11 protein-coding genes are annotated in these 13132 nt (G+C 63.8%); 5 read left to right on the forward strand and 6 right to left on the reverse strand.

Annotated elements, in window-relative coordinates; translation table 11 throughout:
- Positions 1–17: 17 nt before the first annotated feature.
- The 5 genes from rsmA to lptG form a co-directional block, all read right to left on the reverse strand.
- Positions 18–872, reverse strand: coding sequence for a 16S rRNA (adenine(1518)-N(6)/adenine(1519)-N(6))-dimethyltransferase RsmA (rsmA, locus tag RS897_RS30140; RefSeq protein ID WP_315832343.1), 855 nt, complete (start codon positions 870–872; stop codon positions 18–20).
- Entirely contained in the window at positions 869–1873 is a 1005-nt protein-coding gene (gene pdxA / locus RS897_RS30145; RefSeq protein WP_315832344.1) for a 4-hydroxythreonine-4-phosphate dehydrogenase PdxA, read from the reverse strand. The genes rsmA and pdxA overlap by 4 nt, the downstream gene beginning before the upstream one ends.
- 4 nt (positions 1874–1877) lie before the next feature.
- Positions 1878–2825 (reverse strand): SurA N-terminal domain-containing protein, encoded by a 948-nt coding sequence (locus RS897_RS30150; protein ID WP_315832345.1) that lies wholly within the window; start codon positions 2823–2825, stop codon positions 1878–1880.
- Positions 2826–2945: 120 nt separating this feature from the next.
- On the reverse strand, positions 2946–5453 hold the full coding sequence (locus tag RS897_RS30155) for an LPS-assembly protein LptD (protein ID WP_407654345.1): 2508 nt from the start codon (positions 5451–5453) through the stop codon (positions 2946–2948).
- Entirely contained in the window at positions 5453–6553 is a 1101-nt protein-coding gene (gene lptG, locus RS897_RS30160; RefSeq protein WP_315832346.1) for an LPS export ABC transporter permease LptG, read from the reverse strand. Before lptG ends, RS897_RS30155 begins: the two co-directional genes overlap by 1 nt.
- Positions 6554–7260: 707 nt before the next feature.
- Between lptG and RS897_RS30165 the strand changes: the two genes are divergently transcribed.
- The 3 genes from RS897_RS30165 (at position 7261) to RS897_RS30175 (ending at position 10196) form a co-directional block, all read left to right on the forward strand.
- Positions 7261–8760, forward strand: coding sequence for a leucyl aminopeptidase (locus tag RS897_RS30165; protein ID WP_315832347.1), 1500 nt, complete (start codon positions 7261–7263; stop codon positions 8758–8760).
- 50 nt (positions 8761–8810) lie between these two features.
- Positions 8811–9266, forward strand: coding sequence for a DNA polymerase III subunit chi (locus tag RS897_RS30170; protein ID WP_315832348.1), 456 nt, complete (start codon positions 8811–8813; stop codon positions 9264–9266).
- A gap of 444 nt (positions 9267–9710) precedes the next feature.
- The gene (locus RS897_RS30175) at positions 9711–10196 is read left to right on the forward strand and encodes a hypothetical protein (protein WP_315832349.1); all 486 of its coding nucleotides are present in this window, start codon (positions 9711–9713) and stop codon (positions 10194–10196) included.
- 615 nt (positions 10197–10811) lie between these two features.
- Here the strand turns inward: RS897_RS30175 and RS897_RS30180 are convergent.
- Positions 10812–11825 (reverse strand): IS110 family RNA-guided transposase, encoded by a 1014-nt coding sequence (locus tag RS897_RS30180; protein ID WP_315832213.1) that lies wholly within the window; start codon positions 11823–11825, stop codon positions 10812–10814.
- Positions 11826–11964: 139 nt separating this feature from the next.
- On the opposite strand from RS897_RS30180, the gene RS897_RS30185 reads away from it, so the two are divergent.
- Together RS897_RS30185 and RS897_RS30190 are read left to right on the forward strand one after the other, a co-directional pair.
- Positions 11965–12378 carry a transposase gene (locus tag RS897_RS30185; protein WP_315832350.1) on the forward strand — a complete coding sequence of 138 codons (414 nt, stop codon included), beginning with the start codon at positions 11965–11967 and terminating at the stop codon, positions 12376–12378.
- 46 nt (positions 12379–12424) lie between these two features.
- Positions 12425–13105 carry a transposase gene (locus tag RS897_RS30190; protein ID WP_315832351.1) on the forward strand — a complete coding sequence of 227 codons (681 nt, stop codon included), beginning with the start codon at positions 12425–12427 and terminating at the stop codon, positions 13103–13105.
- The last annotated feature ends 27 nt before the right edge of the window (positions 13106–13132 follow it).

Consider the following 13132-nt stretch of genomic DNA (forward strand, 5'->3'; position numbering starts at 1 on the left):
TTTTCCCTGACGATTTTTCAGACTGTGGTTTTTATATTGATGAATTCGCGCGCCATGGCAACGAAGCCGTTGACCGGGATGGTCTCGGCACGGCGGGTCGGATCGACGTCTGCCGCGGCCGCGAGGCGCGCGGGGTCCACGCCCAGCGATTTCAGGCTCTGCCGCAGCATTTTGCGGCGCTGTCCGAACGCTGCCGCCGTCACGCGCTCGAGGGCCCGGCGGTCGCATGGCTCGGGAGACGGCCGCGGCACCAGCCGCACCACCGACGAGGTCACCTTGGGCGGCGGGACAAAGGCCGATGGGGCGATGTCGAACAGCCGTTTGGTTTCGGCCCGCCAGTTGGCGAGCACCGCCAGCCGGCCATAAGCTTCTTCGTCAACGCGCGCGGTAATGCGGTCGGCGACCTCGCGCTGGAACATCAGCACCAGCATGTCGAACCATGGCGGCCAGGGCTCGACCGTGAGCCACGAGGTCAGCAAGGGCGTCGCGATATTGTAGGGGAGATTGGCGACGATCTTGGCGCGCTCGCCGTTCAGCAGCGGCCGCGGATCGAAGGTCATGGCGTCGGCCGCGACCACGGTGAGCCGTCCCGGATAGTGCTGCGCGATTTCCTCGAGCGCCGGCAGTACCCGCTCGTCGCGCTCGATGGCGATCACCCGCCGGGCGCCCAGCGCCAGCAGCGCGCGTGTCAGGCCGCCGGGGCCGGGGCCGATTTCGATGATCGTGGACTGATCCAGCGGCTCGGCCGCGCGCGCGATGCGCGCCGTCAGATTGAGGTCGAGCAGAAAGTTCTGTCCCAGCGATTTTCGCGCCGACAACTCATGTCGCCGGATGACGTCACGCAATGGTGGAAGGTCGTCGATACCGCTCATGCCGCGGCTTGTCCCGCCATCCGCGCAGCCAGCCGCAGGGCCGCGATCAGGCTCGACGGGTTGGCGCGGCCGGTGCCGGCAATATCGAACGCGGTGCCGTGATCGGGCGAGGTCCGGATGAAGGGCAGGCCGAGGGTGACATTGACGCCGTCATCGAACGCCAGCGTCTTGATCGGGATCAGGGCCTGATCGTGGTACATGCCGATGGCGCAATCATAGGTGCGGCGTGCCGCGGCATGAAACATCGTGTCGGCCGGCAGGGGGCCGCGGACGCTAATGCCTTCGCGACGCAGCACCTCGATCGCGGGCGCGACGATGGTCTGGTCCTCGCTCCCCAGCGAGCCGTCTTCGCCGGCGTGCGGGTTAAGCCCGGCGATGGCGAGGCGCGGGTCGCTCAATCCAAAATGCCGCTTCAGATCCGCAGCCACGATCCGGCAGGTGGCGACGATCAGGTCGCTGGTGAGCGTCGTGATGGCGTCGCGCAAAGCGAGGTGGATGGTCACGGGGACGACGGCGAGGTCCGGTGACCACAGCATCATCACCGGCATCGGCGTGACGCCATCCCGGGCGGCGAGCTCGGCCAGGAATTCAGTATGGCCGGGATGGGTGAAGCCGGCGCGGTACAGTACGCTCTTGGCGATCGGATTGGTGACCACAGCGGCGGCCCGTCCGGCGTTCACGTCGGCGACCGCCTGGCGGATCGCCGCGATCGCCGCCGGCGCACTGGTGGCGTCCGGATGGCCTGGGCGGGCCGTGACAGGGTGGCCGGTCGGAAGCACGGGAAGGACGTCGGCAAACGTTGCGACAGCTTGCTCCGCCGTCACTTGCGCGAAAGCGACAGTCGCTCCGAGCGCTTTTGCCCGGTCGCGCATGAAGTCCACATCGCCGATCAGGTAGAACGGCGGCAGTCCGTCCGCGCGTCGTCGCAGCCACGCGGCAATTGCGATATCTGGTCCGATACCCGCCGGTTCACCGATCGTCAGCGCCAGCGGCTTGGTCACGGCACTAGCGTTTCTCGATCATCGCAGCTTTGCGGAGATCCTGCAGGTAGGACTTCGACTTGGCCTCGAACTTCTGCACGAACATCTTGTCGCGCAGTTCACGCTTTTCCGGCGTATCCGCGGTGGTCGGTTTGCGCGAACACAGCGCGACCATCTCGACGCCTTGCTTGGTGACTTCCGGCGGGGTGAGGCGGCCGATCTCGATTTTGTCGAGCATCTCTCGCAGCGGCGCGGGGAGGTCGGCAGAGGTCTTGACGACGTTGTCGCGGATCGCAGCGTCGCGCATGGTGCGGAAGATGTCAGTGGCTTGGTCGCAGCTCTGGATGCGACTGCGCAGCGCTTCGGCTTCCTTGCGACGGGCGTCCAGCACGCCGGGGGCTGCGCCGCGCGGCACGACCAGAACGATCGGTCGCATGTTGTATTCGAAGCTGGTCGCCTTGTCCTTGTTCTCGGGATTCTCGTCGCCTTTGACCAGGATCGCCGAATTCACGTCCTTTTCATTGACGACGAGGGAGTCCTTGTAGCGCCCGCGGATCAGGCTGGCCCAGACCGAATCGGCCTTCATCTTGGATTTCATAGTTTCGGGGCGCACGCCTTGCCGGCCGAGCACGGCGGTGAGCTGGTCCGCGTTGAGGCGCATGCGCGCGCCCATCGATGCGTACATCGCGTCGACCTCGGACGCGGTGGGGTCGATGCCGTATTTCTTGGCTTCCTTGAGCTTCACCTTGTCGTCGATCAGCTCGTTGATGATCTGTTCGCGAGGCGGGGTCTTGTGGGTCGACAGCGCATCGAGCTTGCCGCGCTGCTCGATGTCGAAACCGGTGATCGGCTCGCCGTTGACCATGAGGACGACGGACTGGGCCTGCGAGGGCGAGTTCCAGCCACCGACGACCAGCAAGGCGAGGCCTGCTGCCGCACAGCGCACCGGGCGAGACAAGGAGATCTCAATCATGATGGAAACCCGTATGTTCCAAGTCTGAATGTTCCAAGCCTGAACTTGATTAGCGTCTGAATTTCATCAGATCTCACGCAATCGGAAAACTTTGTGTTCCGGCCATGGCGTCGCCGCGGATTACTGCGCGGAACCGACGTTCTGGTTGAACGAGGTCGTGCCGATGGTCCGCAGACCGATTTGCAGCATGACGCGGTGATCGAGCGTCGGCGTCGTCGTCGTCAGCGAGGTATACGAGTAGTCGGTGATGTAGTTCACCGCCAAAACGAAGCAGTCGTCGACGTAACCGGCACCGATAATATACTGATTGACCTTGTTTTTCTGAAGGTCATAACGCACGCCGCCGGACGCCACCCAGTTCGCGGCGAGCTTGATCGAGCCGGTGGTCAGGATGCCTTCGCGGCGGGTCAGGAACCCGAGATCGGGCTGGGCAGCGTAATTGCCGTAGATCAAGTTGACCGACCAGCGGTCGAATGCAGCTCCGCCCTGGAGTTCCAGGCGCGACACATTCAGCGTGTCCTGATCCAGCCGGGTGCTGGCCGAGAAGGTGAAGGTCCGGTTCGGTTGATAGGTGAGGCGGCCGACATAGTCGGACGTGGACTTGTCGAGACCGCTTTCGAGGCCGGTATTGGTCAGGCCGCCGACAGCGTACGAGTTCACGCCGAACAGCTGATAGGACTGGCCGAACAGCACGTTGACCGTACCGCCCTTGTCGAACTGGGTGGTGGCTTGCACGCCCACATTGGCGCGGCCGCCGCCTTCAACGCGGTCCCAACCCGAGAATTTGTTGACGCTGAACAGGTTGCTCGCATCGAACGTCAGGCTCTGGGCGTCCTCGTTCGGCAGTTTGCCGGCCTGGGTCTCGTTCGGCCGGATGATGACCTGCGCGATCGGCTCGATCGTGGTCGTGCCCCACGGCTGCACGTTGATGAACGGATAACGGTACTCCAGGCCAACGGCCGGCATCACCCGCGCGACCTGGGTATCGCCCGGCGCGACGTAGTTGGAGACACCCGGCTGATTGCTGATCGAGGCGTCGATCAGATCGGCGCGCAGCGAGGCAAACGGGGTCCAGATCTGTCCGAGCGGGTCGGTGAACGACCGGCGCCAGTCAACCTGCCCCGACAGGCGAGTGTAATCGCCGGCAACGCCGCGCAACACGCAGTTCGCTGAAGTTCTGTTCGCCGCCGGATCGGCCGAGGTGGGCAAACATAAGCCGTTGACTGCGGCGTTGGTGTTGATGGCTTCGAAGTCGGCCGTCCCTCGGCTCAGGCTCAGGAAATTGGCCTTGTAGCTGAATTCGCCGCCGAGGATGTTGCGGTTCAGGACGTTGGAGTAATCGACGACGGGCCGGATGATGGGGATCTGGCTCTGCACGTCATAGCCGGAGAAGCCATAGTAGTAGAGCGTCCGGGCGTCGAAATAGCTGCGATTGCCGATACCGGTCAGATACAGCTGCGAGGTCGCTTCCGTCGGCGTGGTCAGGAATGCCGACAGCGGGTTGCGGTACACCGACAGGCTGTAATCCGAGAAGAAGGTCTTGTCGCTGATCAGGGTGCCATCCCAGCCCCAGACCCATTTGTCGTTCAGGGCGAACTGGCCGCGGGTTTCGATTGCACCACGCAGATCACGATCGCCGGGCTGGCCGGCAAACGCCTCCGGCTTCAGCTGGCTGATGCCATAGGCGCGGATCTCGTAGGAGCCGTTGATCAGGCGCTGGCGGAACTCACCCTGCATCAGCACGCCTTGGCGGGTGGTGACGCGCGGCGTCAGCGTCAGGTCGTAGTCGGGTGCGAGCGCCCAGTAATACGGGATCTCGAGGCCGAGGCCGGTCGCGTTGCTCTGCATCGCCCACGGCGTCAGGAAGCCGGACTTGCGCTTCACGGTCGGGTCGGGGGTCGAGAAGTAGGGCAGGTAGGCCAGCGGCACGCCGAAGAACTCCAGCCGCGCATCCTCGAAATACAGCATCTTGTCCTGCTGATCGTGGATGATGCGCGCGCCCTTGACCTGCCACAGCGGCGGCTTCTTCGGGTTGTCCCGGCACTCGGCGCAGGCGGTGTACACGCCGTTCTGGAATACGGTGTAGCGGCCGTCGGTGCGATCGGCGCGGGTCGCTGCCATGCGCGTCGCATCGGCCGAATCAAGCCGCAGCGAATCGACGAAGCCGTCACGGTAGTCGTCGCTGAGGTCCATGATGTTGGCATAGGTGATGCGGCCGTCCGCATCGGTCATGCGCACATTGCCCTCGGCGCGCAGGCGCTTGGACTTCTGGTCGTAAATCACCTTGTCGGCCTCGACGGTCGACGAGTTGTGATAAATCTGGACGTTGCCGACCGCCGAAACCCGCTGGTTGTTGTAGTCGTAGTCGACCTCGGTCGCCTGCACGAGCATCTGGCCGTCATTCGGCCGCGGCGGCGGTTTGGGGCGGGGCGGCTGCGGATTGAAGGTGAAACTCTGGGCGGCCGCGGGCTTAACCGCCGCAATCTGCACCAGACCCCCCAAGATCAAGGAGGTGGTCAGGACAGCGGCGACAGTCATCATCGCGGACATGACAGACCGATAGCCGCGCGCAGCCGTGCGCCGCCGGTGATCGGACGTCAGTCTCTGTCGGGCGGCGACAACGGCCACTACCCGTCCTCCTGGTACAACAAGGCCAAAAAGCCGGTGAGGCCGCCCACGCACACGGGCAACCACGCCGCAGCAATGGGATGCATCAACTCGGCCTTGCTCAAATCCGTCGTTACTTTCTGCAAGACGTAGAGCAGAAAGCCTGCACCCACGCCACTCAAAACCATCTTTTGCACGCCGCCGAACCGGAAGAAGCGAAGGCTGACCGCACCGGCCAGCATCACCATTCCAGCCAGCAGAAACGGCCGTGACAGCAGCTTTTGATACTGCAGCCGATAGCCGGCGGTGGCCAATCCGGAATTCTCTGAGGACTTGATATACTGAGGTAGTTGCCAAAATGACACAGTTTCTGGAGTGGAGAAGCTATTCCTGACCTGAGCGGGGGTCAGATTCGTGGTCAGCAGCAGGGTGTCCTGCTCGGTCGGAGGGCTGTCGAGGCTGTATCGGCGGGCCTGCCGGAAGCGCCATCGTCCGGGCTCCAGGGTGGCTTCACGGGCTTCGATTCGCTCCTTGAACTCACCGGTCTTGGACTCGGTGCCGGGAGCAAAGCGGAAAACCGTCAGGCCGGTCAGGCGGGCGCCCTGTTCCTGGCTGCTGGCGGCATTGATAATGGTCTGGCCTTCGCTGGTGAGCTGATTGATCCAGAAGCCGGAGGCGTCCTGCAGGCTCTGCCGTTCGGCGAACAGCTCGGCTTCCAGCTGCTTGGCGCGCTCCTGCATGTCGGCGGACACCGGATTGTAGACCATGGTCGCGGCGGCGCCGAGAATCAGCGCGGTGACCAGCGCCGGGGTCAGGAACTGCCAGGCCGAGATGCCGGCGGCGCGGGCCACCACCAGTTCGAGCTTGCGGGACAGCGAGAGATAACAGGACATCGCGCCGACCAGAATGCAGAACGGCATCAACTGCTCGAGCAATTGCGGCACCTGATACAGCGCGGTCTGCGCCACGACCAGCGCCGACGCGGTGGCGATGTTGGCGGTGCGCCGCATCAGCTCGATGTAATTGACGAACACGACAAGCAGGAAAATGCCGGTGAACACCGCGGTCGTGGCCAGCAGGAAACGGCCGGCAAAATAACGGGCGAGGGTGTTCACGACCATCGGCGTTACCCCGCCACGCCAACAGCGGTCGTCGCACGGCCGCGGTGGCGCGTCACGGACACCGCGCGGGCCGGATGTCTCCTGGCCCGGCTGGTCCGGCAGCGCGGCACCGACGCGAGCGTCGTCCGGCAATTATCGGCGTCGATGGACCCCATCGTCTTTACGCGAACCCCGTTCCCCAAACTGCCTGATCCGGACTGGATCGGGCACTGCCCCAAACACACATTCCAAGTACTCGCCAAGTACTCGCCAAGTACTCGCTTCCAAGTACCCGCTTCCAAGTCCTCGCCAAGCGCTGGATCCGGCTCATCTTCCAAGGCCCCCCACGGACCTGGAATGCTTGACGCGAGTCGACTCCAACCAGCCTGATATCCCAATAGTATCTATTTGATTGGTCAACAAAATGGCTGAGCCATGGTTGGCTTGAGGAATTGGTTAATTATTCATGGCCGTGGCGCTTCGGCCACGCACTGCCCGTGGCCGGGACGCGACTCAGGAGGGCTTGCGATTTGCCCCGGATTTGCCCGGGATTCGCCCCTGAACTTCTCTGAACGTGTCTCTGAACTTGACTTGGATTTTGAGGTGCAGGGCGGATGTGCGGGGGCGATGCTTGGCATGGTAACCGTGACCGGTTCATAGTGGGTATCCCGCCACGTGGCCCCGCTTCAAGCCGTTCGCTTTTTTTTGCGTTTTTGGAGGATCTGCCTATGTCCGACGCCGTCAAGGTCGGCTTCGTCCCGTTTTCCGCCGCCCCCAAGGGTGTTCTGGTCGTGTTCTCCGACGAGACGTTGAAATTCGGGCCGGCGACCCGCAAGGCGCTGGGCGCCGCCGTCGAGACCGTGAAGCGCGCCGCGACCGCCAGCAAATTCAAGGGCAAAAGTGGTTCGGCGCTCGACATCCTGGCCCCGGAAGGCCTCAAGCTCGACCGCCTGATCGTGGCGGGCACTGGCAAGAAGGGCGACCTGAAGGACGAAGACTATATCAAGATCGGCGGCGCCACGATCGGGCGGCTGAAATCGAACGTCGAAGCGGTCACGATCATTGCCGAGCTGCCGGATGGCCCGCTGCAGCCGGGCCAGATCTCGTCGATCGCCTCCGGCATCCGGCTGCGCGCCTATCGGTTCGACCGCTACAAGACCAAGAAGAAAGACGACGACAAGAAGCTGACCGCGCAGATCTCGCTGGCGGTGGCCGACGTCGCCGCCGCGCGCAAGGATTTTGCCCGCAACGATCAGATCGTCGACGGCGTGCTGGTGGCGCGCGAGCTCGTCAACGAGCCGCCGAACGTGCTGTTTCCCGCCGAATTCGCCCGCCGCGCGGCGCAACTGCGCAAACTTGGCGTGCAGGTGGACATCCTCGACGTCAAGGCGATGACCAAGCTCGGGATGGGCGCGCTGCTCGGCGTGTCGCAGGGCTCCGCACAGGACGGCCGCATGGTGGTGATGCGCTGGAACGGCGGCAAGAAGAGCGACAAGCCGGTGGCGTTCATCGGCAAGGGCGTCTGCTTCGATACCGGCGGCATTTCGATCAAGTCCGCCGGCGGCATGGAGGACATGAAGGGCGACATGGCGGGCGCCGCCTGCGTCGTTGGCCTGATGCATGCGCTGGCGGGGCGCAAGGCCAGGGTCAATGTGGTCGGCGCGATCGGCCTGGTCGAGAACATGCCTGACGGCAACGCCCAGCGTCCCGGCGACATCGTCACCTCGATGTCCGGGCAGACCATCGAGATCATCAACACCGATGCCGAGGGACGTTTGGTGCTGGCGGACGTGCTTTGGTATGTCGGCCAGAAGTTCAAGCCGAAATTCATGGTCGACCTGGCGACCCTGACCGGAGCGATCATGGTGGCGCTCGGCACCGATCACGCCGGGCTGTTCTCCAACAATGACGAATTGTCGGAGCGGCTGACCAAGGCCGGGCGCGCCACCGGCGAGCATGTCTGGCGGATGCCGCTGGGCCCGGAGTACGACAAGCAGATCGATTCGAAGTTCGCCGACATGAAGAACACCGGCGGCCGCAATGGTGGCTCGATCACGGCGGCGCAGTTCCTGCAGCGGTTTGTCGACGATATTCCCTGGGCGCATCTCGACATCGCCGGAACCGGCATGGGTGCGCCGTCGACCGACATCAACACCAGCTGGGGGTCGGGCTTCGGCGTGCGGCTGCTGGATCAACTGGTGGCCGATCATTATGAGGACAAGCGCTGATCCCGGCGTTATCGAGCGAAGAAGCAAGAATCTGAAGAAGCAAGAGTCTGATGACGGACGTGCTGTTCTACCATCTGCAGGACATGACGCTGGAAAGCGTGCTGCCGTCCCTGCTCGAGAAATCGCTCGAGCGGGGGTGGCGCGTGGTTGTGCAGACCGCGTCGGAGGAACGCGCCGACGCGCTCGATGCGCATCTGTGGACCTACCGGGACGATTCGTTTCTCCCGCATGGCACGTGGCGTGACGGCGATGCACGCGATCAGCCCATCGTGCTTGCCGTGGAGGGAGGCAACCTGAACGCGGCTAACGTCCGCTTCCTGGTCGACAACGCCGTGCTGCCGGAGGACGCGGCGAGCTATGAGCGGCTGGTGCTGATTTTCGACGGCAATGACGACGACGCGCTGTCCGCCGCGCGCGCGGCCTGGACCGACAGCAAGGCGAGGGGATTCGAGGCGACTTACTGGCAGGCGGACGAGCGCGGCCGGTGGCAGAAGCGCTCGTCCTGATGAGAGCCATTCCATCGACCTGATCGTGGAAACGTCCGGTCACAAAACATGCACAAGATGGCCGCTGCGAGAGCCTGTTCTGCGGGGAATCGTTTGCCGCGTTGCGGGGCCGCGGAGCCTCATAGCCGCCGGGCGCAGGCATTTTGACACTGCTGCGGCCGGGTTTTGGTTCCCGTCAACATTAATCTTGTTGAAGAATTTCCGGGCTATAGCTTGCGCAAGGCCATGGTGGTGCCTCAAATGGATGGTGGGAACGGGACATCGAGCATCATCCAAGGTGGGGGTTGCACCGGGAAATGCTCTGCTTCAATGAGGACGCGGCGTCCGCAGCGAGACGGGCACCTGTTTTGCAGACGAAACGTACAGGGTTGAGCGTACCTGGTTTGAACGTACCTGAGTGGGAACAGACTGATCGTGAAACGAAACATCGTGTTGCGAAATGGAGTGGCGTTGCTGCTCGTCGCGGCTCCCGCGCTCGCAGGGTGCGGCGCCAGCCTGTCGGACTATTCGCTGAAGGATCAGGAATGGTTTTCGCGGCCGGCCAAGATGTTCAACCGTTCGGTGTCGATTGAAACGCCGCCGCTCTCTCCGACTGCAGCCATCACGCCGGCCGACCTGATCACCGCCGAGGGCGCCTGCGCCGGCATGGCGCCGTCGGATGCGAACGCGCTTGCCGAGGGCCAGTCGGCGCCCGGCGGATCGGTGGCGCTCGGTCACACCGAGTGCGACGTCGCGCGTGCCGCCGGCACGCCCGACAACGTCAACATCTCCGCCAACGAGCGGGGCGCCCGGGTGACGGTGCTGACCTACACCCGCGGCCCGCGTCCGGGCATCTATCGCTTCACCGCGGGACGGCTGACGGATGTCCAGGGCGTGGCGGCGCCGGAGCCCGTGGCCAAGCCCGCGAAGCGATCCAAGAAGCACGCCTAGCGTCGCGGGGCTTAAGCCATCGTTGCGACATGGCCTCGCTTGTTCGTTGTCCTTCACGATGCGCACGCGTTCGCCTCGCGGGCGATCGAACACGGTTGCTTCCGCGGCGATAACGATACAGTGCAGCGCTGCTGCGATTTTGTCATCGAGCAGTATATTGGGAATTCGATCGTAGTCATTGCAATTGCTCGGTATGTTACGGTGACACCCATTAGCCGGCCCCTCGTCAAGGGTGCAAAACTACTTTTCAGCAGCGCGAGCTGCTCAATGTTTCGTTCGTCGTTCCAGCGATAGTGTTCGAGCCGCGCCCGTTTCTTCGGTTTGTGGCTGCGCCGCATCACGGATCGCGCCAGACACCCATGAGGATCAAGCATCGGCCCGATTGAGGCCTGCGCCCTGGCGGCATAGCCGCCCCAGAAGAACGTTGGTACCGAGCCGCATCCAAAAGAATTTCACAGAACCGTGGCTACCGGCGTGCCGGCGCCAATCTCCGAATGGCTTGCGGTGCGGGCGATCGTCGTCACTGCAACTGGTGACGGCGATCCGGCGTCCAATTCAGTGCAGCTGGTTGCGACCCCAGTCACCGTACGTGGCTCGCCGGATCGTCGTCGTCCTTCAGGCAAAGCAGCGCGTTACGTCGAACGGTTTGCTCTCCTTCAGGATGTGGTAGCAGGCGCGCGCCAGCTTGTGCGCCAACGCCTTGGTGGCGACAATGTTGTTGGTCCGGGCCTTCTTGCGCTCGTGGAAACGCTTGGCCTCTGGGCAAAACCGCACGGCAAAATTCGCCGCCTCGACGAACGCCCAGGCGAGATACTTATTGCCGTTCTTGACGTTGCCTTCGCCTTTCTTCTTGCGATTGCTGGTGTGCACGCTGTTGACGCAGCGCGCGTAGGACGCAAAGTTGCCGACGCCGGCAAACCGATCGATCGGACCGGTTTCCAGAAGAATGACGGTGGCGAGCGTCGGGCCGATGCCGGGTACGCTAGTCAGGAAGCCGTAGTGAGGTCGGGGTTTGACGCATTCTTGCAGGCGCTTTTCGAGGACCGAGATCTGTGACTGCAGGGTCGCGATGACCGCGACGTTGGTCTTGATCGCCAGGCCGACATCGGCCGCCAGCGGCATATTGTCGATTGCGTCGGCGGTCAGGCGCTTGATCTGATTGCTGGTCATCCGCCCACCCAATTGCCTGGCCATGATGTTCTCGACCGCGAGGACATGCGTGGTGCAGCAGTGCACCATCTGCATGCGCTTGCGCGCCAGATCGCGGACGACGCGGTGCTCTCGTGGCAGGATCGTGCCCGTCGGCAGGATACCCAGCCGCAGCAGGTGGGCCAGGTGCTGCGCATCCGTCTCGTCGCCACTGTGCTTGAGTCCGTCGTATTGCTTGATCGCGGCGGTGTTGGCGAGGTGCACGTGGAGTCCCGCGTCCTGCAACCCGTCGACCAGCCAATACCAGTTGTAAGTCGACTCGACCACGACGCCGGCCAAGTCATCTTGCCATCGAGTTAGAAATCCGACGATCTTCGTGATGTCGTTCGGCAGGCGCTTCTGCGCCACAACGCGATCGGCATCGTCGATGATCGCGATAACGCTGTTGTTGGAATGCAGATCAATCCCGCTGTACATCATCTTCGCCTCCTTGTGGCCTAAAGTGATTCGGTGATGCCGAATTCACATTAGCCCCACCGCCTTCTGTGTTGCGAAGGCCGGCTAGATGATCTTCAGTGCACTAAATTGACATCGCGGCCACCTCGCGTCATTGTCGGGCATGGCCCGTCTCGCCCGCGTCGTCGTTCCCGGTATTCCGCACCACGTCACCCAGCGGGGCAACGGCCGCGCGCGGACCTTCTTTGAAGACGCCGACTATGCGCTCTATCGCGATCTCCTGGCGGAGCATTGCGGCCAGGCCGGGGTCGAGGTGTGGGCCTGGTGCCTGATGCCCAATCACGTGCACCTCATCCTGGTGCCGTCGGATCCCGACGGGCTGCGCCGGGCGCTGGCGGCGCTACACCGCCGCTATGCCGGCATCATCCATGCGCGGCGCAAGCGCACCGGGCATTTCTGGCAGGGGCGCTTCGGCGCCGTCGCCATGGACGAGGCGCATCTTGCCGCCGCGTTGCGCTATGTGTCGCTCAATCCGGTGCGGGCGCGGCTGGTTGCTCGCGCGCAGGAATTACGGTGACAGTGCATTAAATTGACATCGCGGCCACCTCGCGTCATTGTCGGGCATGGCCCGTCTCGCCCGCGTCGTCGTTCCCGGTATTCCGCACCACGTCACCCAGCGGGGCAACGGCCGCGCGCGGACCTTTTTCGAAGACGCCGACTATGCGCTCTATCGCGATCTGTTGGCGGAGCATTGCGGCCAGGCCGGGGTCGAGGTGTGGGCCTGGTGCCTGATGCCGAACCATGTGCACCTGATCCTGGTCCCGTCCGATACCGACGGGCTGCGCCGGGCGCTGGCGGCGCTACACCGCCGCTATGCCGGCATCATCCATGCGCGGCGCAAGCGCACCGGGCATTTCTGGCAGGGGCGCTTCGGCGCCGTCGCCATGGACGAGGCGCATCTTGCAGCCGCATTGCGCTATGTGTCGCTCAATCCGGTGCGGGCGCGGCTGGTTGCCCGCGCGCAGGACTGGCGCTGGGCGAGCACGCGGGCGCACCTGTCGGGTAAGGATGACGGGATCACGGAACGCAAGCCCGTCCGCGACCGCTTTCCCTGCTTTGCGGATCTGCTCGCGGCGGAAACAGACGTCGAGGCGTTCGACCGGCTGCGCGCCGCCGAGAGCATCGGCCGTCCACTGGGCGACGACCGCTTCCTGAGCCGCATCGAACGCGCCACCAAGCGCCAGCTCAAGCCGCGCAAGCGTGGACCGAAGCCGCGGACGGACGTGGAGGGGGATGATGGATAGTTTTGTGCACTGTCACCGAAATAAATT

The organism is Bradyrhizobium prioriisuperbiae (assembly GCF_032397745.1).
GTDB lineage: Bacteria > Pseudomonadota > Alphaproteobacteria > Rhizobiales > Xanthobacteraceae > Bradyrhizobium_A > Bradyrhizobium_A prioriisuperbiae.